The organism is Jatrophihabitans sp. (genome assembly GCF_036388195.1).
Lineage (GTDB): Bacteria > Actinomycetota > Actinomycetes > Mycobacteriales > Jatrophihabitantaceae > Jatrophihabitans_A.
In genome coordinates this window covers 21,396-43,144 of the sequence record NZ_DASVSG010000150.1, presented here as the reverse complement: position 1 = coordinate 43,144, position 21,749 = coordinate 21,396, and the positions used below count along the sequence as shown (strand labels likewise).

At 69.8% G+C, this 21,749-nt stretch carries 19 protein-coding genes; 9 read left to right on the top strand and 10 right to left on the bottom strand.

Translation table 11 applies throughout. From position 1 onward, the window contains the following. The first annotated feature begins 313 nt into the window (after window positions 1–313). The 4 genes from VF612_RS15295 (at window position 314) to VF612_RS15280 (ending at window position 3,661) form a co-directional block, all read left to right on the top strand. On the top strand, window positions 314–1,336 hold the full coding sequence (locus VF612_RS15295; RefSeq protein ID WP_408660711.1) for a DoxX family protein: 1,023 nt from the start codon (window positions 314–316) through the stop codon (window positions 1,334–1,336). A 159-nt stretch (window positions 1,337–1,495) separates the two neighbouring features. Continuing rightward, entirely contained in the window at window positions 1,496–1,882 is a 387-nt protein-coding gene (locus VF612_RS15290) for a HesB/IscA family protein (RefSeq protein WP_408660710.1), read from the top strand. Window positions 1,883–1,978: 96 nt separating this feature from the next. Then, window positions 1,979–2,953, top strand: a complete 975-nt coding sequence (locus tag VF612_RS15285; RefSeq protein ID WP_408660709.1) for a carbohydrate kinase family protein — start codon at window positions 1,979–1,981, stop codon at window positions 2,951–2,953. Between the two features lie 36 nt (window positions 2,954–2,989). Continuing rightward, window positions 2,990–3,661, top strand: a complete 672-nt coding sequence (locus VF612_RS15280) for a DUF998 domain-containing protein (RefSeq protein WP_408660708.1) — start codon at window positions 2,990–2,992, stop codon at window positions 3,659–3,661. A gap of 10 nt (window positions 3,662–3,671) precedes the next feature. Here the strand turns inward: VF612_RS15280 and VF612_RS15275 are convergent, their stop codons facing one another. Then, a complete protein-coding gene (locus tag VF612_RS15275) occupies window positions 3,672–5,822 on the bottom strand; it encodes a DEAD/DEAH box helicase (RefSeq protein WP_408660707.1) in 2,151 nt (716 codons plus the stop codon). Between the two features lie 275 nt (window positions 5,823–6,097). Beyond that, window positions 6,098–8,575, bottom strand: a complete 2,478-nt coding sequence (gene hrpB / locus VF612_RS15270) for an ATP-dependent helicase HrpB (RefSeq protein ID WP_408660715.1) — start codon at window positions 8,573–8,575, stop codon at window positions 6,098–6,100. A 296-nt stretch (window positions 8,576–8,871) separates the two neighbouring features. Here hrpB and VF612_RS15265 point away from each other — a divergent pair, with 296 nt between their 5' ends. Both VF612_RS15265 and VF612_RS15260 read left to right on the top strand, forming a co-directional pair. Continuing rightward, entirely contained in the window at window positions 8,872–9,621 is a 750-nt protein-coding gene (locus tag VF612_RS15265; RefSeq protein ID WP_408660706.1) for a helix-turn-helix domain-containing protein, read from the top strand. A 24-nt stretch (window positions 9,622–9,645) separates the two neighbouring features. Further along, a complete protein-coding gene (locus VF612_RS15260) occupies window positions 9,646–10,377 on the top strand; it encodes a hypothetical protein (RefSeq protein WP_408660705.1) in 732 nt (243 codons plus the stop codon). A 147-nt stretch (window positions 10,378–10,524) separates the two neighbouring features. Here the strand turns inward: VF612_RS15260 and VF612_RS15255 are convergent, their stop codons facing one another. The 4 genes from VF612_RS15255 to VF612_RS15240 form a co-directional block, all read right to left on the bottom strand. After that, window positions 10,525–10,902: a type II toxin-antitoxin system PemK/MazF family toxin gene (locus VF612_RS15255; RefSeq protein ID WP_408660704.1), complete on the bottom strand. Its 378-nt coding sequence runs from the start codon at window positions 10,900–10,902 to the stop codon at window positions 10,525–10,527. 116 nt (window positions 10,903–11,018) lie between these two features. Beyond that, window positions 11,019–12,944 (bottom strand): asparagine synthase (glutamine-hydrolyzing), encoded by a 1,926-nt coding sequence (gene asnB, locus VF612_RS15250; RefSeq protein ID WP_408660703.1) that lies wholly within the window; start codon window positions 12,942–12,944, stop codon window positions 11,019–11,021. Window positions 12,945–12,946: 2 nt separating this feature from the next. Then, window positions 12,947–13,531, bottom strand: coding sequence for a dTDP-4-dehydrorhamnose 3,5-epimerase family protein (locus tag VF612_RS15245; RefSeq protein ID WP_408660702.1), 585 nt, complete (start codon window positions 13,529–13,531; stop codon window positions 12,947–12,949). Window positions 13,532–13,641: 110 nt separating this feature from the next. Further along, entirely contained in the window at window positions 13,642–15,084 is a 1,443-nt protein-coding gene (locus tag VF612_RS15240; protein WP_408660701.1) for a cysteine desulfurase/sulfurtransferase TusA family protein, read from the bottom strand. A 244-nt stretch (window positions 15,085–15,328) separates the two neighbouring features. Here VF612_RS15240 and coxB point away from each other — a divergent pair, with 244 nt between their 5' ends. From coxB to VF612_RS15225, 3 genes are read left to right on the top strand one after another with little or no spacing between them, the layout of a single operon-like run. After that, window positions 15,329–16,195: a cytochrome c oxidase subunit II gene (coxB, locus tag VF612_RS15235; RefSeq protein WP_408660700.1), complete on the top strand. Its 867-nt coding sequence runs from the start codon at window positions 15,329–15,331 to the stop codon at window positions 16,193–16,195. A 10-nt stretch (window positions 16,196–16,205) separates the two neighbouring features. Beyond that, window positions 16,206–16,631 (top strand): cytochrome c oxidase subunit 4, encoded by a 426-nt coding sequence (locus VF612_RS15230; RefSeq protein WP_408660699.1) that lies wholly within the window; start codon window positions 16,206–16,208, stop codon window positions 16,629–16,631. 49 nt (window positions 16,632–16,680) lie between these two features. Next, window positions 16,681–17,106, top strand: a complete 426-nt coding sequence (locus VF612_RS15225; protein WP_408660698.1) for a hypothetical protein — start codon at window positions 16,681–16,683, stop codon at window positions 17,104–17,106. Between the two features lie 162 nt (window positions 17,107–17,268). Here VF612_RS15225 and VF612_RS15220 read toward each other — a convergent pair whose 3' ends face one another. The 4 genes from VF612_RS15220 to VF612_RS15205 form a co-directional block, all read right to left on the bottom strand. After that, the gene (locus VF612_RS15220; RefSeq protein WP_408660697.1) at window positions 17,269–18,933 is read right to left on the bottom strand and encodes a cytochrome b; all 1,665 of its coding nucleotides are present in this window, start codon (window positions 18,931–18,933) and stop codon (window positions 17,269–17,271) included. Further along, window positions 18,930–20,045 carry a ubiquinol-cytochrome c reductase iron-sulfur subunit gene (locus VF612_RS15215; protein WP_408660714.1) on the bottom strand — a complete coding sequence of 372 codons (1,116 nt, stop codon included), beginning with the start codon at window positions 20,043–20,045 and terminating at the stop codon, window positions 18,930–18,932. The genes VF612_RS15220 and VF612_RS15215 overlap by 4 nt, the downstream gene beginning before the upstream one ends. A gap of 2 nt (window positions 20,046–20,047) precedes the next feature. Continuing rightward, complete coding sequence (locus tag VF612_RS15210) at window positions 20,048–20,794, bottom strand: c-type cytochrome (protein ID WP_408660713.1); 747 nt, start codon at window positions 20,792–20,794, stop codon at window positions 20,048–20,050. 199 nt (window positions 20,795–20,993) lie between these two features. Then, a complete protein-coding gene (locus tag VF612_RS15205) occupies window positions 20,994–21,671 on the bottom strand; it encodes a cytochrome c oxidase subunit 3 (protein WP_408660696.1) in 678 nt (225 codons plus the stop codon). Between the last annotated feature and the right edge of the window lie 78 nt (window positions 21,672–21,749).

The following is a 21,749-nucleotide window of genomic DNA, read 5'->3' as shown; positions in this document are numbered from 1 at the left end:
GCCGGGGCAGTCCACCCCGCGCTCGGAGTCCGGGTCGCTGCCCCGGCCGAGCAGCAGCAGGGCCCTGGACGTGGAACCGGCCGCGTCAACCGGAGCCGGCGCAACGTGTGTTGAACCGTCCGCCCCGGTCGCTGCGTATGCATCCTTATACACATCAATGCTGGTCACAGCTGACAGTCTGCCTGCTGAGCGCCGATCCGTCGGCATGAGGATCAGCACATGCGGGCCGGGGTGGCAGCTGAGCCGGTCGGGCGGGGGATCGGCTGCGGGCTGGGCCGTCCACCTCCGGGCCGCAACCTGAAGGCAGGACGAGATGCGCAGAGCTCGAATGCGATCGGCCGGCGACCCGCCGGACCGGACTGACCTCACAGATCGTCGCCGGATCCTGGCCAACGGCTGGCCGGTGCTGCCGTTACGGCTGTTCCTGGCCGGCCTGTTCCTCTTCGCCGGCTACGCCAAGTTCAGCTATCCCCGGTTCTTCGATCCGGCCTCCCGCAACGGTTTCAAGTCGGCCGTGGACTCGGCCAAGGAGGGCGACACCCCGCTGAGCGGCGTGATGGGGCCGCTGAGCGATCACGCGTCGCTGTTCGGCCATGTCACCGCCTATGCCGAGATCGCGATCGGGCTGGGCCTGCTGGTCGGCCTGCTGACCCGGCTCGCGGCGGTGGGCGGGATGATCCTGAGCGCCATGCTCGTGCTGAGCATCAGCTGGAACGGGGTCAAGGAGTACACCGGCTCCAGCGGCTGGTTCACCGCCGTCGAGCTTGCCCTCATCGCGGCGCTGTCGGTGTTCCTGCTCGGCGGCGCCGGGCCGCTCGCGCTGGACAACCTGTTCATCCGGGCTCGCGAGCGGCAGCGTGCCCGGGACGACGCCGAGCCCAGTTTCCGGGACTCCGAACTCGATGACTCCCGCCGCCGGCTGCAGGGTGAGCCGATGGCCGAGCACGGCGCAGGCTCCCGCGAGCCGGCGTACGGCGCCGCTACCGGGGCCACCGCTGCCGGGACGGCTGCGGCCGGGACGGCGGGGACCGCCCCGGCGGGGACCGCCCCGGCTGGAACCGCCCCGGCTGGGACCGCCGGGACCGCGACTGCCCAGCTGCCGACCGCGCACCACCCGGCCGCCGACCACAACGTCCACCAGCCGGCCGAGCAGCGGACACACCAGCCGTCCGAGCAGGCAACCGTCCACCAGCCGTCCGGTTACCGCACCAGCCAGCAGGACGAGGAGTACCGGGACGACCCCGAGCCCGAGCCCAACTCGCTGTGGACGCAGGGCCGGCGCCCTGGCGAGCAGCCTCCGGCGGACCGGCGACCGTCCGAACCGGGGGATCGCTAGCCGCGCCACGCCACGGCCGATTCGGTATCATGTGAGATCGGGCGCGTGCGCCCCGTACGATGGAATAGCTGCCTAGCGCTCACCGGTTGTCCTGGGCAGAATGTACTGCTGAGGCCATACTGCTGAGCCGCGCGCTCACAGCGACTGTTTGGGGACCAGATGACTGCCACTGAAATCTCGATCACGCCCGCGGAGACCGTCGCGGCTCCCGTCGCGCTGTCGGAGGCCGCGGCCCTCAAGGTCCGTGAGCTGCTCGACGCCGAGGGCCGTGACGACCTGCGGCTGCGGGTCGCCGTGCAGCCCGGTGGCTGCGCGGGCATGCAGTACCAGCTGTTCTTCGACGAGCGCTCCCTCGACGGCGACGTCATGATCGACCAGCCGATCGAAGGCGCGGGCACCGTGCCGCTGGTGGTCGACCGGGCCAGCGTCCCGCTGCTCGCCGGCGCCACCATCAGCTACACCGACACCATCGAGAAGCAGGGTTTCGAGATCGACAACCCGAACGCCGGGGGCGGCTGCGCCTGCGGCAACTCCTTCTGCGGCTAGTCCACACCTCCACACCGCTACGAACGGGCGTCACCAGCATTCGCTACCAGCGACTGCTCGGGACGCCCGTTCTTCTCTGAAGACAGGTGCCGACCCATGCCCGTTCTCCTCTCCGGTTCCATCGCCACCGATCATCTGATGCACTTTCCCGGCCGGTTCGCCGAGCAGTTGCTGGCCGACCAGCTGCACCAGGTGTCGCTCAGCTTCCTGGTCGACGACCTGGTGGTCCGGCGCGGCGGGGTGGCTGCCAACATCGCCTACGGCATGGGGCAGCTGGGGGAGCGGCCGGTGCTGATCGGCGCGGTCGGCCAGGACTTCGGCGACTACCGCGCCTGGCTCGAGCGCAACGGCGTGGACTGTGACTCGGTGCACATCTCCGACTCCCAGCACACCGCCCGGTTCGTCTGCACCACCGACGAGGACATGTGCCAGATCGCCTCGTTCTACGCAGGCGCCATGAGCGAGGCCCGCAACATCGAGCTGCGCCCGGCGGTCGAGCGGACCGGGGCGGAGCTGGTGGTGATCAGCGCCGATGATCCGCAGGCGATGGTGCGGCATTCGGTGGAGGCGCGGGATTGCGGTTACCGGTTCGCTGCGGATCCGTCCCAGCAGATCGCCCGGATGAGTGGTGAGGATCTGCGCAGCCTGGTCGAGGGCGCGGAGCTGCTGTTCACCAACGATTATGAGAAGAGCCTGCTGGAGTCCAAGACCGGCTGGAGCGATGCCGACGTGCTGGCCCAGGTGGAGGTTCAGGTCACCACGCATGGCAAGAACGGTGTGGACATCGTGGGCAAGGGCGTGGACCGGGTGTACGTCCCGGTGGCCAAGGAGCGCGCCAAGGTCGACCCGACCGGTGTCGGGGACGGCTTCCGGGCCGGGTTCCTGGCCGGCCGCACCTGGGGGCTGTCGTGGGAGCGCTCGGCGCAGGTCGGCAGCTTGCTCGCCACCCTGGTGCTGGAGACGGTGGGCACCCAGGAGTACGTGGTCAAGGCGCACGAGTTCGCCGACCGGCTGGCCGAGTCCTACGGCGACGACGCGGCCGCCGACGTGCTGCCGCTGCTCACCCGCTGAGATCGTCGACACCACCCGTCCGCACAGCCGCTCGCCGTGGCGCGACGAGCGTCCGCCGGTGACGGCGAGCCCGAACGTGCACGTCCGGTAGCGGGCAGGGGTGCAGCACACTCGCCAGACGTGCATCGGTGGGCTCTGGTATCTGCAGGCATCGCGCCGGTTGCGCTGATCGGTGGCTGGACGTGGGCCGGATCCGTCCAGCCTGACGGCTATGACCCGCTCCGAGACACCATCAGCGCCCTGGCAGCCCATGGGGCTACCGACCGCTGGATCATGACGATCGGCCTGGCGATGCTCGGGGCGTGCCACCTGGTGACAGCGGCAGGCTTCTCACACGCTGGCCCCCTCTCGCGTGCCGTGCTCGCGGTGGGCGGCGCTGCCACGATCGGAGTCGCTGCGCTGCCGCAGCCGTCCTCCGGCCACGTTCCAGCCGCCACGCTCGGGTTTGTCGCGTTGGCCTTGTGGCCGGCGGCCTCCCAGCTCCCGTGGCGTCGATCAGCACGTGGGACCGCCGTGCTGCTGGTCGCGATGCTGGCCTGGCTTGCCTGGGAGCTCCAGGGCGGAAACCTGCTCGGCCTCAGTGAGCGGGTCGTCGCCGGCGCCGAAGCGTTGTGCCCCCTCGGCTGGGTGCTTGCCGTCGCAACCAGCCATCGTCGGTCGATGCGCGTGGCAGGCTCAGCCGACGGTAGACCAGCTGGCTGGCCGTGAGGCGCCTGGGTCAGTGGCCGCCCGGTGAGACTGCCTGCTCCTGGGACGACGCGGACAACGCGTCTGTCAACAGTGCGACCAGCGCCTCGTGCTGCACGTCGGCCGAGGACCACACCTCCTCATCCGAGCCGTCCAGCGCTCGGGCGGCGAGCCCGGCCTTGCTGTCGATCAACTCAGCGATCCTGCTGTCAATCGTCCGTGCGGCGATGATGCGCCAGGCGGTGACGGGCTCGGTCTGACCGATGCGGTGGCTGCGGTCGATGGCCTGGGTCTGCTCCGCGTTGGTCCAGGACAGCTCGGCCAGCACGATGTTGGAGGCGACCTGCAGGTTGAGGCCCACGCCGGCCGCCGTCAGGGAGCAGACCGCGATGGCGACCTCAGGATCGTTCACGAAGGCGTCGATGTTCTTCTGCCGCGACACCGGCGTCTGGTCGCCGCGGATCGAGGCGTAGCGGATGCCCTGCCTGGCGAAGGCCTCCTCCGCGGCGTCCATGACGTCGACGTGCTTGGCGAAGAAGACCACCTTGCCGGCGCTCCGCGCGAGCTGTGCCGCGTAGTCGGCGGCGAGGCCGGCCTTCGCCTGGCCGATGCGTCGCATCATGCTGAACACGTTCTCGCCGGTCTTCGTCGTGCTCGCATCCTTCTGCTCCCAGGTGGCCACCTTGCGCACGAGGTCGTGGTCGATGCCCTCCACGGCGCCGGACCGGCGGTTCGCCAGCGCGGTCTGGTACCGCGCCACCAACCGGCGAGCGAGGTCGCGCTCCGCCGCCCGGATCGAACGGCCGACCTTCTCGTCGAGCTCGACGGGCAGGTCGGCGGTGCGTCGGGCGGGGATGTCGGCAGCCACATCCACTTTGCGGCGACGGACGATGCCGAGGTCGATCACACACTTGCGAGCGGCGGGGTAGAACCCCCGGTCCGCGGGGGTCAGGCCGGTCGCCTCGAGGGAGTCCATCAGGTCGGCGAGCGGCTCGGTCTCGTCGATCCAGCCGAGGAACTGCCAGATGGCCCGGAAGTCCTCGATGTCGTTGATCAGCGGGGTGCCGGTGAGCGCCATCAGCAAGGGTCGCGCCGTGCGGGACCGGATGCGCTCGGAGAGCTCCAGGACGTGCTGCGAGCGTTGGGAGGCCTTGTTCTTGATGAAGTGCGCCTCGTCGACGACCATGCCCCGGAAGCCGAAGTCGCCGAACCACCCCACGTGCCGGTCGAGCACCTCGTAGTTGACGACGACGATCTGGGCGAAGCCGTCGACCGTGTGACCGTTGCCGTGGACCACGGTGGCCGAGCGGTTCGGGGTCCACAGACCGGCCTCGCGCACCCAGTTGACCTTCACGACACTCGGTACGACCACCAGCAGCGGGTAGGCGTTCGCCGCCTCCGCAGCGAGCAGCGCCTGAGCCGTCTTGCCCAGGCCGGGCTCGTCGGCGAGCAGGAAGGTCCGGTGGCCGGCCGCGGCAGCGGCGACCAGCTGCGCCTGGTGGGGCATCAGCTCCCGGTTCCCCGGCACGCGCACCGGCGCCGGCGCAGGCAGGGCCATGCACGCCGGTGCCGCGCGATCGGCACGTTCGAAGGCGCTGAGGAGCGGGTTGAGCAGTTCCCAGCCGGACAAGCGGCGCGGACTGACCGTGCTCGGCCGGGCGGTGGAGAAGTCGGGCGCGAGGAACGGGTTGGCCAGCTGTCGAGAGACGACCGACCGGGGCACGACCCGACGCTCGGTGCTGGCGTCCGCGGGCTCCGTCGGCGCGATCTCCTCCGGTGGCGGTTCGATGCCCGCCGCCCGCAACATGTCCCGCTTGAGCAATCTGGCCGCCTCGGAGACTTCGGCATCTTCGGCGAGGAGCGCCAGGAGCCTGGGATCGCGTACGGCGGTCTTGGCGAGGATCGTCGCGATCCCGTCCAGGCGCTTCAGCTGCTCGGTCCGGTGGGCCTGGCTGCTGGTGCGCTCCTGCCGGACCCGGGCGTTCTCCTCGCGCAGCAGCAGCGCGACGACCTGGAACTTGGTGCGCACCGCGGGCGTCACGCGGCGACGCTCGACAGTTGCTTCCACCTCGCGGACGGCGCGGGCCAGCACCGAGATGACGTCCTCGGGAGCGGGGGCGTCTCGCTGCTTCCGCGAAGCGGTACGGCCACCTCCCGCCGGACGCCGGCCTGCTCGAGCCACGCACTCCTCCTCCGAACGCCCGGCACGCTGGCCGGGCGAGAGTCCCGCACACCTACCCCGCGGTCGACGAATTTCCCCGCCAGCAGGGCCCGGGCGGCTGCTCTCCAGACGCCGCTGCCCCCACCGGCCCCCGCGGCATCGACACCGCGGGACCGGACGGGCCGCCCACCGCCGGTTCCTGAGCCGCCGGTTGACGGGCAGGTCGACGACCGCACCCGAAGGTCGCCGCTCACCGAGCAACGTCCGCCTTGGGGGTGCATCCATGCTAGCGCCGGTCAGTGGCGACGGTGGGTGCGCGCGGTCGGCTCGGCGGTCAACGGGTCCTCGGGCCACGGATGTTTGGGGTAGCGCGCCCGCAAGTCGGCGCGCACCTGCGGGTAGCCCTGGCGCCAGAACGACGCCAGGTCCGCGGTGATGGCGACCGTGCGGCCGGCGGGCGAGAGCAGGTGCAGGACGACCGGAGCGCGCCCGTCCGCGAGCGCCGGTGTCTGCGTCCACCCGAAGGTCTCCTGCAGTTTCACCGCCGCCACCGGTGGCTCGGCGCCGACGTAGCTGACGCGGACCCGGGATCCGGACGGCACCTGCAGCCGTTCTGGCGCGAGCTCGTCCAGCCGGGTCGCCGCCGGCCAGGGCAGCAACCGGCGCAACGCGGTGTGCACGTCGATGCGGCGCAGGTCGGCGCTGCGCCGCACTGCGCTGATGTCCAGCCACTCGTCCAGACGCTCGATCAGCGCGGTGTCGCCGACGTCGGGCCACGGGTCGCCGAGCACCGCGTGCAGGAAGCCGAGCCGGGCGCGCAGGTCGCGGGCGGCGTCGGTCCAATTCAGGGCGTGGAGGCCCTGCCTGCGCAGCCCCTCGCGTACGGCGGCCTGGACGCGCAGCGGATCGGGGCTGCGCAGCGGAGCGGCCGAGAGCTCGATCGCGCCGAGCCGTTGGATTCGTTGGGCGACGAGGGCGCCGTCGGCCCATTCGATCTCCTCGGACGTGCTGAGCAGGTCGGCGGCCACCGCCCGGGCGGTGGCTTCGTCGATGGGCGCCGCAGCCCGCACTCGCGCTTCGGCGCGGCCGGGCTGCCGGTCGGCCACGGCGATCGCGAGCCACGGTGTGCCTCGCAACGGTGAGGATTCGGCGAGCTGCGCGCCGGTGCCGCCGGTCATCCGGTAGCTGGCCGTGTCCGTCCTGCGGGCACGGGCGACGCGATCGGGATAGGCGAGCCCGACGACGGTGCCCACCGCGAGGTCGTCGGACGTCGCGGTGCGGGGTTGTCCGCCGCTGCCGAGCCGGCGCGTCTCCTGCCGCCACCGGTGCGCGGCGTCGCGGTCGCGGCCCTCGCGCAGCTCGCGGTAGCGGGCGGCCAGGTCGTCGCCGCGGCCGGTCAGCGAGTCGTCGGACAGCAGCGCCACGACCTCCCGTGCCCGCTCGGCGCCGACGAGCTCCGCGCCGTCGAGGACTGCGCGGGCCAGCCGCGGGTGCGCGCCTACAGCGGCCATCCGCCGGCCACGGGCGGTGATACGGCCTTGCGTGTCGGTCGCGTCGAGTCGGCGCAGCAGCCCGGTTGCGGCGTCGAGGGCGGCAGTTGGCGGCTGGTCGAGCAGTGCCAGCCCTTCGCCGCCCGGCGCTCCCCACGCCGCGGTCGCGAGCGCGAACCCGGCCAGGTCGGCCGTGGCGATCTCGGGCAGCGCATGCGACGCAAGGTGCACATGTTCCTCGGGCGACCAGCAGCGGTAGGCGCGTCCCGGCGCCTCACGTCCCGCCCGGCCGGCGCGCTGGTCGGCCGACGCCTTCGACACCCGGGTGGTGATCAGCGCGCCGAGCCCGCGCGCCTGGTCCGTTCGTGGCTCGCGGGCCAGGCCGGCGTCCACGACGGCTCGCACGCCAGGCACGGTCAACGAGCTCTCGGCCACCGACGTGGTGACGACGATGCGACGCCGCGGCCCGCGGGTGAGTGCGAGGTCCTGCTCGGCGCGGGACTGACGCCCGAACAGCGGGCGTACGTCGGCGGCCACCCCGTCGAGCGCCCGGGCGACGGTTGCGATCTCCCGTTCGCCCGGCACGAAGACGAGCACGTCCCCGTCGCCCTCGGCGAGCGCGCGCCGGGTGACATCCGCGACGTGATCGAGCAGTCGCGGGTCGACGCGTTGACCCGGAAGCAGCGGCAGCGGACGCGACGGCGGGGCCCAGATGAGGTCGACCGGGTGCGCCGCGGCGGTCGCGGTGATCACCGGCGCGTCGAGCGCGTGGGTGAGCGCAGCGGTGTCCGGGGTGGCCGACGTCGCCACCAGCGCGAGGTCGGCGCGTAGCGTGTCGCGGACATCGATGCAGAACGCCAGCAACAGGTCGGCGTCCAGGTGGCGTTCGTGACACTCGTCGATTACCACGGCAGCGACGCCCGGCAGTTCGGGATCGCGCTGCATGCGCTGGACGAGCAGCCCGGTCGTCACCACCTCGATCCGCGTCTGGGCGCTGCTCACCTTTTCGCCGCGCATGGCGTAGCCGACGCGGTCGCCGGGATGCTCGCCCAGCAGCTCGGCCAGCCGTCGGGCCGCGGCGCGGGTGGCGATCCGCCTCGGTTCGGCGACCACGATCTGTCCTTTGAAGGCATCGGCGAGCGCGAGGGGGAGCAGCGAGGTCTTGCCTGATCCAGGCGGGGAGACGAGCACCGCCTTACCGGTGCTGTGAAGGGCAGAGATCGTCTCTGGCAGCGCCGCCCGGACGGGGAGGTCCGCGCCGGGCACGTCAGGCGGTGGCAGCAAGGACGGCACACCCGAGACGCTAGCCGTGCGCCACCCGTCGATATCGAGCACCTTTATGACGAGCTGATGGCGCAGATGAGCTGTTATGGCGCAACGAGGCTCGCTTGATGATCGTGAGCAGTCCTCGATCAGTTGCACAGGTCGCGCTGTTACGCCCAACCCGGTAACGTGCGCCACGGTCACCGGACCTGTGGGTAAGCATTCGCGACCCTCGGATAGCGTCGCGCCAGTTGCGAGATCGTAACGTGAGGTCGCCTCGCTATCATAATCCTTTCGGAATCGCTAGGGTTATGAACATGTCACGGATGTCGGTACCTGAAGCGGCTGCAGAGCTCGGGGTGTCCGTCGCTCGCATACGCCAGCGGATCGACGAGGGCTCGCTAGTTGCGGAGAAAGTGGGCGGTCGCTGGCTCGTCGATCTTGCCTCGTCTGGATCCGCTGATCGACCGCAGAGAGGCCGGCCGGTTCACCCGGAGGCGGTGTGGTATTCGCTGCTTGCGTTACAGCGTGCTGCGCAAGTCGACCTGCCCAAGATCGACCTGCCCAAGATCGACCTGCCCAAGATTGACCTGCTGTCTCAGGACCTAATCGCTGAGGCGAAGAAGATCAGTCCGGCATCCCGCCACCGTGCCGTCGCCCGATTGTCAGCAGCGATCACCCGCGAAGACCACGACGCCATCTTGTCGTGGCTACGTAACCGGGGCGAGCGCCGTGTGTACAAAGCAGCCATGGCAGACCTACAGCCGCTGCGTGACGACAATCGCCTATTGCCCTCCGGACTCAGTCACCCCGACTCAGGGATGAGTGATCCGCGAGTGGCAGAGGGATACGTCGCCGCTGCAGACATCCATGCAGTTGCTGCGGACCATTGGCTCGAACGACCGTCGATTGACGAAAGGCCGAATGTGTTCGTGCACATAGTGCCAGCTCTCCCCTCGCGAATCGGAGCGCTGTTGCTCGCGGCAGACTTGGCTGAACACGAGGGTCCGAGGGAGCGTCGGCGAGCCCACGAACTGCTCGACATTGCGATCGGCGCGGGGGTCTGACAGGCGATGGTCCTCATGCCCGCAATGAACCACGCACAGCAGGCCGCATGGCACAGCCTCCTCGATCTCTATGAACTGCAGTCCGGCGGCTGGACACTAATCGGCGGACAGCTCGTCCACCTGCTCTGCGCGGAACGAGGTTATTCGCCACAGCGCCCCACGAGTGACGCAGACGCCGTCGTCAACGCTCGAGTGCCCGAGGTTCTCGGCCAGGTGACGTCAGCACTGCTGAACCTGGCCTTCGAGCCAGACCCAAGCAGCGACGGGGTCCAGCACCGTTGGAAACGCGGTGATGCCGTCATCGATGTGCTGATTCCAGAAGGAACTGGCGCGCGAACGGAGGCGCGCAAGAGCGCCAGCGGCTTCCCGACAGTTGCGGCTCCGGGCGGAACCCAGGCGTTGGACCGGTCCGAGGTGGTAGCGGTTGTGGTCGGCGAACGCTCCGGCCACGTACCGCGTCCGGTGCTGCTCAGCGCCATGATCTTGAAGGCTGCGGCACGGACGGAAACAACAGGGACGGGGCTCGATCGGCATTGCCACGACTTTGCAGCACTTGCCTCGGTCCTTGCCGCATCCGACATCGCGCGAATCCAATTGACCAAGAAAGACCGCCAACGACTTGGCAGAATGATCGAGGCGACGCGATTGACCCCGGTGGCGCTGCAAGAACACCCAGGAGCCACCCGCCGGCTAGAACGACTCGAGCATGCTCTGAGGGGTGCGGCTAAGGCGCGCGAGCGCGCAACGGACAAATAGTCGCGTTCCAGGAATGACGACTTCGCCTTCTTCGAGCGATCGGATCGTCATCGGCGGTTCCGTCGCTTAGGTGCTCGCTTTGGCGCGTTCTACGGTCGGCTCGTCATCGTGCACTGTTGGGCATCCCACCCGAAGTGTGCTGGAAGGCTAGTCGCGGGGCAACGCCGTGAAGGCCTGGCTGACCTGCTCGAACACCGGACGGCCCAACGCGGCGCCCTCCCGCCGGACCGACTCCGGCCGCAGCCGCAGCACCCGGTCCAGCCGCACCTCGCTGGGCCGCCCCTGAGAGTCCCAGCCGCCACTGCCGACATCCACCCAGTGCCGCCCGTGCCGAGCCTCGTCCGCGTGGTCCCGGTCGTGGTCCTTAGACGTCAGCATCAGCCCCAGCAGGTAGCCGGAATCCCGGCCGATGATCAGCACCGGCCGGTCCTTACCGCGACCGAAATCCTCCTCGTACGGCACCCAGGCCCACACCACCTCGCCCGGGTCGGCCAGGCCGTCCGGATGCGGCGAATAGCTGGGCACCACGGAACCCACAAAGTCACCCGGATAACCGTCAACACCGGCTCGCCCGAGGGCCGCCTCGCTGCCAGAAAGCCGTCGGCTCTCCTGCCGGTCGCGCCGCAACCAGCGGAAGATCATCAGATCGCCACCGGGTACACCGGCTGCGGAATCTCCGGACGAATCCGCCCCTCGACGAAGATGCCGTGCCACACCATGAACACCAGCAGCGTCCAGATCTTGCGTGAGTAGTCGATCGGGCCGTCCCGATGGGCGTCCAGCAGCTGCAAAGCAGCAGCGGTGTCGATCAGGTGACCCGTTCCGGCCGACGAAATGATGTCCCGCGCCCAGTCGTACATCTCGTCCCGCAGCCACGGCCGGGTCGGCACCGGGAAGCCCAGCTTGGCCCGGTTCAATACATGCCCCGGCACGATCTCGGCCAGCGCCCGTCGCAGCGCGTACTTGGTCGTCTCGCGGGTGATCTTCTGGTCCACCGGGATCGCCGAGGCCACCCGGAACACCTCGGTGTCCAGGAACGGCACCCGCAGCTCCAGCGAGTTCGCCATCGTCATCTTGTCGGCCTTGACCAGGATGTCGCCACGCAGCCAGGTGAACAGGTCGATGTACTGCATCCGGGTTGAGTCGTCCAGATGCGTGGTCGCGGCGTAGTACGGCGCGGTGACGTCGGTGTAGTTGACGTCGGGCGAGTAGGTCCGCAGCAGGTCGCGCATCTCATCCGGACGGAAGATCCGGGCGTTGCCGTAATACCGCTCCTCGATGCCGATCGAGGCCCGGCGCAGCAGGTCCTTGCCGCGCATCCCCTCCGGAAGCCGGGTCGACAGCATCCCGAGCAGCCGCTTCACCGGGTCCGGCGCGGCGGTCAGGCGGCGCAGCGAGATCGGCTCCCGGTAGATGGTGTAGCCGCCGAACAGCTCGTCGGCGCCCTCACCTGAGAGCACCACCTTGACGTGCTTGCGCGCCTCACGGGCGATGAAGTACAGCGGCACCAGCGCCGGGTCGGCCACCGGATCGTCGAGGTACCAGACGATCAGCGGCAGGGTGTCCATCATCTCCTGGGCGCTGACCACCTTGGTGATGTGCTGGACCCCGATCGCCGCGGCCGATTCGGCGGCCACGTCGATCTCGGAGAAGCCCTCGCGCTCGAAGCCGGTGGTGAAGGTCAGCAGCTTCGGGTTGTGCTCGCGGGCCAGCGCCGCGATCGCGGTGGAGTCGATGCCGCCGGACAGGAACGCCCCGACCGTGAAGTCCGAGCGCATGTGCTTGGCCACCGAGTCCCGCAGCGCGTCGGCGATCTCGCGGTAGAGCTTGTCGGGCTCGGTCACCGGACGGATCGGGAAGTCCGGCTTGAAGTATCGGGTGGTCACCACGTCACCGCCGGGACGCAGCGTGAAGCTGGTCCCGGAGTCGATCCGGGTGATCGCCTGGTGCATCGACGCGGGCTCCGGGACGTACTGCAGGGTGAGGTAGTGCTGCAGCGCCTCGGTGTTGACGGCTGCGTCCCCGGAGGCCACCACGTCGGGGGCGACCGAGAGCAGCGCCTTCTTCTCCGAGGCGAAGAACGAGCCCCGCTCGTCGGTGTAGGTGTAGAGCGGCTTGATGCCGAACCAGTCCCGGGCGCCGAACATCACCCGCTCCTGGCTGTCCCAGATCAGGAAGGTGAACATGCCGCGCAGCTCGTTCACGATCCGCTCGCCGAGGTAGTGGTAGCCCGCGACGATCGCCTCCCCGTCGCCCTGGGTGGCGAACTCGGCGCCGAACTCGGTGCGCAGCCGCTCCCGCAGCTCGAGGTAGTTGTAGATCTCGCCGTTGAAGATCAGGTGGTAGCGCCCGTCCAGGTAGGGCAGCGGCTGGTGGCTGTGCTCCCAGTCGATCAGGGACAGCCGGCGGAAGCCGATCACCACCTCGTCGTCGGACCAGGTGTCGCCGTCGTCCGGCCCGCGGTGGCGCATCTGGACGAGGGAGTCCGCGATCGCCTGCCTTGTCTTGGAGAGGTCAGTATCGCTGGCTCCACCCGCCGCGGCGAGGAAGCCGATCAGCCCGCACATCCCTAGCTGCCCACAATCTGCTCGCTGAGCTTTTGTTCGCTGAACTTCGGAGCGGCCGCGTCCTTGGCCGAGATCTGGGCCGGGTTGCCTGGGTCCACCGGGATCGGCCAGCTGAGCCCGAGGCCCTCGTCCAGCGGGGAGTACGCCGAGCCCGGCATGCCCGGCCGCCACTCCTCGGTGAAGCAGTACAGGTACTGGCTGCCCTCGCGGCTGACCGACTGGAACCCGTTGCACACACCGGCCGGCACCAGCACCTGGGTGCCGGGGGAGAGCTCGACGGTGACCAGCTTGCCGTAGCTGGCCGAACCCGGCCGGGCGTCGAGGTAGGCCCCGAACGCCTTGCCTGCGATGCACCCGACCAGCTTGGTAGTGGCCTCGCCGTGCAGCCCCCGGACCGCGCCGTAGCCGGACTCGGTGACGTTGATCTGGCGCCAATCACCCAGACCGCTGAGCGCAGCGTCGTGCGCCGAGGCCCGGAAGAACTCCCGGACCGTGCCGCGCTCGTCGCTGACCTGCTTGAGGGTGAGGATGAGCAGGCCCTCGATGCCGGTGTCGCTGCTGCGCATGTCGGTGATCTGCATGCTCATGCACTCACCAGCTCTTCGCGCGAGCGCTCATCGCGTCCATTCGCTCCGCTCCTCGCTCGTACCTCGCTGCGATGCTCGCTCATGCCTTGATCCTTCCATGCGCGGCAGGCTCAGCGCAGGCGCCGCACCCGGTAGGCGGTGCCGCCGGAGTCCAGCCCGGCCTGGTCGACGAGCTGCTGGCCACGCATCCGGCACCAGGCGGCGAGGTCGCTGGCCGCCGCCGGGTCATCGGCCAGCACCGTCAGCTCGGAGCCCACCTCGATGCCCGGCAGCGCCCGGGCCAGGTCCAGCACCGGCAGCGGGCAGCGCCGGCCGCGGCTGTCCAGGACGGGGCCGTGGTCCTGGTTCGGGGCCGGGTCGGTAAGCGCGGCATCGGCTGCTGGGGCAGGTCGGGCGGCCGGTGAGCCCGGGGCCTGCCCGCGAACCGCCGCCACCGCCTCGGGCAGCACCGCCAGGAACCGCTCGACATCGGCCTGCCCGACGCCCGGGTGCAGCGAGATCCGGACGTTGCCCGAGGTCAACGCCCCCATCGCGACCAGCACGTGCGACGGGGTCAGGGTGTCGGCGGTGCACGAGGACCCGGACGACACCGCGAAGCCGCGCCGGTCGAGCTCGGTGAGCAGGGCTTCGCCGTCGAGGTACAGGCAGGAGAAGGTGACCAGGTGCGGCAGCCGGGCGGCCGGGTCGTCCGGGCCCAACACCACCGTGTCGGAAACGGCGCGCGGCACCCCGTCCCGGATCCGCTCGATCAGCCCGGCCAGCCGCCGGCCCTCGGCCGCCCGCCCGGCCCGGGTCGCGCGCAGCGACGCCACCGCGGCCACGATCGCCGGCACGTTCGCCGGGCCGAGCGCCCGGCCGGACTCCGCCTCGTCCACCGGGAAGGGTGGCCGCCACCGGCTGCCCTGCCGGACCACCAGCAGCCCCACACCGGCCGGGCCGCCCCACAGCCGGGCGTCGGCGGTGAAGATCGGCGCGGCGGCCGGCGCCTGGCCGTAGACCAGCTCGTGGCCGGCGTCGACCACCAGCGGCACGCCCAGCTCGGCCAGCTGCCCGGCGGCCTCGGCCACCGGCTGCCGGGTGCCGACCTCGTGGTTGGCGGCCTGCAACACCGCCGTGGCCACTCCCGGGCCGCGGGCCAGCTCGACGAACTCGGCCAGGTCCACCCGGGCGGTCGGGTCCACGCCGGCCACCAGCGCTTGGCCGCCGTGCTGCCGGTGCCAGTCCGCGGCCGCGAACACCGCCGAGTGCTCCACCGCGGAGTGCACCAGCACGTTGCCGGCCCGCCGCCGGCCCGCCAGGCTGCCCAGCACTGCCTGCTGCAGGGCATGCACGCCCGATGGCAGGAAGCTCAGCTCGTCCGGGCGTACCCCCAGCTCGGCCGCCGCGGCCTGCCGGGCGGCATCGAGCAGCACCGCGCTGCGCCGTCCCGCGCCGGTCAACCGGGACGGGTCGGCCCAACCGTCCTGCCAGGCCGCCTGCATCGCCTCGGCGGCGACCGGGTGCAGCGGCAGGCCGGCGGCAGCGTCCAGATAGCCCGAGCCCGGCTGGTTCATGCTTGCCGACGGTAGTACCGCGAGGGCAGATTCGCGCCGCGCGCCACCCCTCACCGCTGCCGTGCTCTCTTCTCGGATAGGCTCCAAGGGGCGGGATTGTTCAAGGCGGGAATGGCCTTGACCCGGCCAGACGAGGAAGGCGGTTCCGCCAGTGCAGCGCAGTCTCCGGTCCCGAATTCTGCGGCTCGGTCTGCTCGCGGGGTGTGCCGTGTTGCTGACCGGTTGTACCGTTCGCGACATCGAGATGAAGCTCCGGTTCGGCTGGCCCACCGGCGTCACCCATCAGGCCGACCGGATGCGCACCCTGTGGACCTGGTCCTCGGTCGCGGCGCTGGTGGTCGGCGTGATCGTCTGGGGCCTGATCTTCTGGTGCTGCTGGCGGTACCGCAAGACCGATGACCTGCTGCCCACCCAGACCAAGTACCACCTGCCCATCGAGATCGCGTACTCGATCGCCCCTTTCCTCATCATCGCGGTGCTGTTCTTCTTCACCGCGATCACCGAGGACTACGTCGACAACCTCCCGCCCAACCCCGACACCGTCGTCCAGGTCAACGCGTTCAAGTGGAACTGGCAGTTCGAGTACAAGTCGAACACGGTCAACGGCGTCTCGCAGCAGACCAACTACCCGGACGGCGACCCGGCGGCCGGCACCTCACTGTCGACGGTGGGCAGCTCCGACGAGATCCCCGTGCTGGTGGTGCCGGTGGAGAAGCGGGTCCGGGTCATCGAGGTCAGCAAGGACGTCATCCACTCCTTCTGGGTGCCGGACTTCCTGTTCAAGCGCGACGTGATCCCGATGAACAAGCCGAACGAGTTCGAGTTCGTCGCCACCCAGACCGGGCACTACGTGGGCCGGTGCGCCGAGCTCTGCGGCACCTACCACTCGCAGATGAACTTCGAGGTGCGGGTGGTCACGGCCGAGAACTTCGCCAAGTACCTCACCAACCTGGCCGCGATCCCGTCCGGGGACCCGGCACGCCAGAGCAAGGCGCTGCAGTCCATCGGCGAGGCACCGTGTGCCACCACCACCTATCCGTTCCAGACCGAGCGCCTGCGCCGGTCGGCGTCCCAGCCCGGCGCGCTCTCCTGCAGCGCCGGCCCCAGCTAGGCGGTAACCGATGAAACCCGAAGCCCGGATCTTCCTCTGGATCGCGCTGTTCTGCTTCGTGGTGGCCGGCATCTACGCCGGCTGGACGAACTGGAACAGCGGCGGCGGCATAGAGGTGGCCGGCACCGCCGCGCTGATCCTGTCCGGTGGCCTGTTCGGCATCAGCGGCTCGTTCTTCTGGTTCGTGTCACGGCGTATCGATCCCCGTCCGGAGGACCGCAACGACGCCGAGATCGCCGAAGGCGCCGGTGAGCTCGGCTTCTTCTCGCCCGGCAGCTACTGGCCGGTGGCCATCGCCTTCGGCGCGATGATGACCGCGGTAGGCATGGCGACGGTGCAGTACTGGCTGGTCGGCCTCGGCGTGGTGTTCATCCTGATCACCAGCGGCGGGCTGCTGTTCGAGTACTACACCGGGGAGAACTCCCCGCTGCGCTGAGCGCTTGTGTCCTGCTCCGGTCGCCGTACCGGCGGTGGCAGGATTCGGCGTGCGGTACGAGTCGGCGGTCCTGGACGCCCGGGGCGCGCATCCCGGCATCTTCGGCCTGGCCAACGGCCTAGCCCGCTCTGGCACGCTTTCAGCCGCGGACTGGGCCTGGTGGCGTGCCAGCAACGACTGGTACGACGCCGCGTACCGCGACCCAGCCACCGTCGACCCGACGCTGTTCGACAGGGGTAGGCATCCAGCGGTGACCTGCTGGTTCCGCGCCAGCGCCGAGCCCCTGCTCTGCCGGGTGCCCGGCCATCTGGAGTTGCTCGACCGCTACGGCATCGGGTGGCGGGAGCGCCACAGCGCCGACCCCGGCGTGGTCCGCTATGCCGACGCCGACCAAGTCGTCGTGACCCCATACCCGCTGGTGGCGGTGGATGGGGGCCTCCCGCCTAGCGACGCCGGTAGGCGTGTGCCCCGGTAGACACTCGGAACACCCGGACCATGTGCTTCGCGTCATCGCCGTAACGACGGCGAACGTCGGATTCGTCGTACAGGTCCTCGCGCGCTGCTGCCCGCCCTGCTTCGACATCCTCGCGCGCTCCCGGCTGAGACTGCCAAAACAGAGTCTCTTCCATCACGCTGATCAGTCGGTGAGCTCCCGCTCGCGGCGCTGCTCGCGAGAGGCCGCGGCCAACGCGTCCAGCTCGGCCTGGATGTCGGCCTTCTCGCGAACCGGGTAGAAGAAGCCCCGGATCCCGCCACGGCGGTTGTCGAGCTCGTTCATCTTCTTCGGCACCGGCACGCCGGCGTACCCGAGCTGGCCGTGGCCGTGGTCGTCCACCGGGCCCAGCGGCTGGTGGATCTCGATGAACTCCCCGTTCGGCAGCAGCTTGATGATGCCGGTCTCGATGCCGTGCTCGAGCACCTCGCGGTCATGCCGCTGCAGGCCCAGGCAGATCTTGTACGTCACCGCGTAGGCCAGCGGTGGCAGCACCAGCAGGCCGATCCGGCCGGCCCAGGTCATCGCGTTCAGCGAGATGTCGAAGGCCTTGGCGATCAGGTCGTTGCCGCCGGAGATCAGCAGCACCGTGTAGAAGGTGATCGCCATCGCGCCGAGGCCGGTGCGGACCGGTACGTCCCGCGGCCGCTGCAGCAGGTTGTGCGCCGACTTGTCCTTGGTGAACTTCGCCTCCAGGAACGGGTACGCCCCGGCGAGGGTGAACATGATGCCCGGCAACACCAGCGTGGGCCAGAACAGCGGCGGGATCGTGTGGTCGAACAGCCTGATCTCCCAGGACGGGAAGAGCCGGGTCGAGCCGTCGAGGAAGCCGATGTACCAGTCCGGCTGCGAGCCGGAGGACACCTGCGCCGGGTTGTACGGCCCGAACAGCCACACCGGGTTGATCTGGGCCAGCCCGCCGAGCGCTGCGCAGACGGCGAAGACGATGAAGAAGAAGCCGCCGGCCTTCATGCCGTAGGTCGGGTACATTCGCTCGCCGCTGACGGTCTGCTCGGTCTTGCCCGGGCCGGGGAACTCGGTGTGCTTCTGCTTGATGAGCAGGGCCATGTGCGCGCCGATCAGGCCGGCCAGGATGCCCGGGACCAGCAGCACGTGCACGATGTAGAGCCGGCCGATGATCACGGTGCCCGGGAACTTGCCGCCGAAGACCAGGAACTCCGTCCAGCTGCCGATCACCGGGATCGACTGCATGATCGCCGCGGCGATCCGCAGGCCGGTGCCGGAGAGCAGGTCGTCGGGCAGCGAGTAGCCGGCGAAGCCCTCGACCAAGCCGAGGGTGACCAGGCCCAGGCCGATCAGCCAGTTGAGCTCACGGGGCTTGCGGAACGCTCCGGTGAAGAACACCCGGAACATGTGGATCAGCATCGCGGCCATGAACAGCAGCGCCGCCCAGTGGTGGATCTGGCGCATCACCAGCCCGCCCCGGACGTCGAAGGAGATGTCCAGGGTCGAGGCGTAGGCCCGCGACATCTCCACGCCCTCGAGCGGCACGTACGAGCCGTCGTAGCGCACCTCGGCCATCGAGGCGTCGAAGAAGAAGGTCAGGAAGGTGCCGCTGAGGATCAGGATGATGAACGAGTACAGCGCGATCTCGCCCATCATGAATGACCAGTGGTCCGGGAAGACCTTGTTCAACTGCTTGCGCATGCCCCCGGCTATGCCCAGCCGGTCCTCGGTCCAGCGGGCCGCCTTGCCCTGCGGCGTCCGGGGCTTGTCGAAGCGCTTGGGCCCCTGAACGGTCGGGCCGGTGGGCTCTCCGCGCAGGTTCGCCGGGTCAGTGGTGGTCATGGCCGCTCCCAGAACGATGGGCCTACAGCCTCAGGATAGTCGTCCCGGGCGGTGAAGTACTGCTGGCCGTCGACCATCTCGATGTCCAGCGGTAACTTGGGCAAGCTGCGGGTGGCCGGGCCGAACACCGGCTTGGCGTCCTGCAGCACGTCGAACTGCGACTGGTGGCAGGGGCACAGCAGCCGGCCGGTCTTCTGCTCGTACAGCGAGGCCGGGCAGCCGGCATGCGTGCAGATCTTGGAGAACGCCACGTAGTCGCCCCAGCCGAAGTCGGCCTGGCCCTTGCGCGCCTTGACCGTCTCGCCCGGCCGCAGCCGGATCAGCAGGGTGGGGGAGTCGGCGTCCTTGGTGCCGCCCTCGACGCCCGGGAACACCGTCGCTATGCCACCGGGCAGCAGGTCGTTGGGGCTGACCCGGCGGCCGTCGTCGTAGACCAGCGGCACGCCGGGGCCGAACGGGGTGTGGAAATGGCTCTGGCCCTCCCCGCGGTTCGGCTTCTTGATCATGGCGCCGACCAGGGCGACCAGCGGCGTCAGGGCCAGCGCCCCGCCGGCCAGTCCCAGGGTGGTCTTGAGCATCGAGCGGCGGGCGACCCCCATGTCCTGGAAGCCCGACATCAGGGTGCCGGCGCCCAGGATCTGCTGGGTCATGTCCGAGGCGCCGTCGTGCCGGTCCTGGACGGCTTCCTCTTCGGGAAGCAGCCACTTTGCCCACAGGATCACGCCGATGCCAACACAGGCCAGCGAGAGCCCCAGCAGGCTGCCGATCAGCGGCGTGAAGAACCGGTAGTTCTGGTTGCCGGCGCCCGGCAACCGCCACTCGAACGGCACCGCGCCGCAGAAGACCACGATGAAGGCGACCGCGGACAGGAACCCGAGCAGGAAGACGGCCGCGATGGTGCGCTCGGCGCGCCGTTCGGCCTTGGTGCCGGCGATCGGAAAGCGGTCGCGCCGGTGGACGATGTAGATGCCGTCAGCCTCGGCGCCAGCGATCATCGCCTCTTCCGGGCTCAGCGCCGCGGCCTCCTCGGGCGTCAGGTCCTCGCCGGTTGCCTGCCCGTGGGTTGCCTGCCCGTGGGTTGACTGCCCGTGGGTTCCCCGCCCGTGGGTCATGGTCACAGCCGTGCTCCGATCCACAGGATCGACACCATCAGGACGCCCATCCCGGCGGTCCAGATCACCAGGCCTTCGGCGACCGGGCCGATCCGGCCAAGACCGGCGCCACCCGGGTCCTTGGACTCCTTCATGGCCTGCACGTAGCCGATGATGGCCCGCTTCTGCTCAGGGGTGATCTGGTTGTCGGCGAAGACCGGCATGTTCTCCGGCCCAACCTGCATGGCCGTGTAGATCTGCAGGTCGGTGGCCCGGTAGAGGTCCGGCGCGATCTTGCCCGCCGACAGCGGCGCGCCGTGCCCGGTCGCCCCGTGGCAGGCGGCGCAGTTCAGTCGGTACAGCTCGCCGCCCTCACCGAGCTCCGCGGCGCCTGCCCGCAGGTCGGCGTTGGCCGGGGGCACCTCCGGCCCGCCGCCCTTGGACTGCACGAACGCGCCGAGCTGCAGGATCTCCTGCTCGTTGTACTTGGGGACCTTGCGGAGCTCCCAGGCGCCCTGGACCGGCGCCGGCATCCGGCCGGTGCTGACCTGGAAGTAGACGTCGGCCGAGCCGGTGCCGACGATGGTCGGGCCGCGGCCGGGCACCCCTTCGAGGTTGGCGCCGTGGCAGGTGATGCAGCTGTTGTTGTAGAGCTGACGGCCCGCTTCGACGTCCTTGCTGGTGACGGCGGTGTCATCGGCGCCGGAGGCGGGCGCGAGCATCGCGTAACCGCCGCCGACCACGGTCAGCGCGCCCGCCAGCACCGCCATGCTGGTGATCCGGCGGCGCAGGGCGCCACGGCGTCGCGACGTGGCCGGGGTGGGACGGCTGTCTCCTGCGGCCTTGTCCACCACAACCGGCGTGAAGCCGAGGTCGCCGTCCGCGTCGAGGTGTTCCTCGTCGGTCATGGACGTCCTTTCGCTGGTCGGCTCGGGCGCCGAGCGGACCCGGTTGCGCTGCTCACCGGGCTCAATGGATCAGGTAGATCGTGGCGAACAGCCCGATCCAGACGACGTCTACGAAGTGCCAGTAGTAGGACACCACGATGGCCGCGGTCGCCTGGGCCGGCGTGAACCGGCCCAGGGCGGTGCGGGCCAGGAAGAACAGGAAGGCGATCAGGCCGCCGGTGACGTGCAGCCCGTGGAAGCCGGTGGTGAGGTAGAACACCGAGCCATAGCCCGAGGACGACAGGGTCATCCCGGCCTCGTGCACGCCGTCGACCAGGTGCCGGTACTCCAGCACCTGGTTGCGGTACTCGTTGGCCTGCCCGAGGATGAAGACCGTCCCCATCACGAAGGTCAGGAAGAACCACCGGCGCAGGCCGTAGACGTCGCCGCGCTCGGCTGCGAAGACGCCCCACTGGCAGGTCACCGAGGACAGGACCAGGATCACCGTGAAGGCGGTGGCGTAGGGCACCTCGAGATGGATCGGGTACGCCGGGTTGCCGTTGATCGCCGGCGCGCCGGGCCAGTTGTCGAGGTTGTTGGCCCGCACCGTGAAGTACATCGCGAACAGGCCCGCGAAGAACATCAGCTCGCTGGAGAGCCACACGATCGTCCCGACGCTGACCAGGTTCGGCCGGGTGAGCGAATGAACCTGGGACGAGGGAAAGCGCCCGGCTGGCGCAGCCTGTGCAGTCGAGGTCACCTCTGCATTATTGCCCCATCGGGGAGAGAGTGTTAGGTACGGGGTCCGTGTGCGGGACGTGTTCTGCATAACTACCCT

Coding starts and splice junctions, on each gene's coding strand:
- VF612_RS15295 (WP_408660711.1), top strand. CDS start 314: ATGCGCAGAGCTCGAATGCGATCGGCCGGCGACCCGCCGGACCGGACT.
- VF612_RS15290 (WP_408660710.1), top strand. CDS start 1,496: ATGACTGCCACTGAAATCTCGATCACGCCCGCGGAGACCGTCGCGGCT.
- VF612_RS15285 (WP_408660709.1), top strand. CDS start 1,979: ATGCCCGTTCTCCTCTCCGGTTCCATCGCCACCGATCATCTGATGCAC.
- VF612_RS15265 (WP_408660706.1), top strand. CDS start 8,872: ATGTCACGGATGTCGGTACCTGAAGCGGCTGCAGAGCTCGGGGTGTCC.
- VF612_RS15260 (WP_408660705.1), top strand. CDS start 9,646: ATGAACCACGCACAGCAGGCCGCATGGCACAGCCTCCTCGATCTCTAT.
- asnB (WP_408660703.1), bottom strand. CDS start 12,944: ATGTGCGGGCTGATCGGCTTCCTCGCCGCGGCGGGTGGAGCCAGCGAT.
- VF612_RS15245 (WP_408660702.1), bottom strand. CDS start 13,531: ATGAGCATGCAGATCACCGACATGCGCAGCAGCGACACCGGCATCGAG.
- VF612_RS15240 (WP_408660701.1), bottom strand. CDS start 15,084: ATGAACCAGCCGGGCTCGGGCTATCTGGACGCTGCCGCCGGCCTGCCG.
- coxB (WP_408660700.1), top strand. CDS start 15,329: ATGAAGCTCCGGTTCGGCTGGCCCACCGGCGTCACCCATCAGGCCGAC.
- VF612_RS15230 (WP_408660699.1), top strand. CDS start 16,206: ATGAAACCCGAAGCCCGGATCTTCCTCTGGATCGCGCTGTTCTGCTTC.
- VF612_RS15220 (WP_408660697.1), bottom strand. CDS start 18,933: ATGACCACCACTGACCCGGCGAACCTGCGCGGAGAGCCCACCGGCCCG.
- VF612_RS15215 (WP_408660714.1), bottom strand. CDS start 20,045: ATGACCCACGGGCGGGGAACCCACGGGCAGTCAACCCACGGGCAGGCA.
- VF612_RS15210 (WP_408660713.1), bottom strand. CDS start 20,794: ATGGCGGTGCTGGCGGGCGCGCTGACCGTGGTCGGCGGCGGTTACGCG.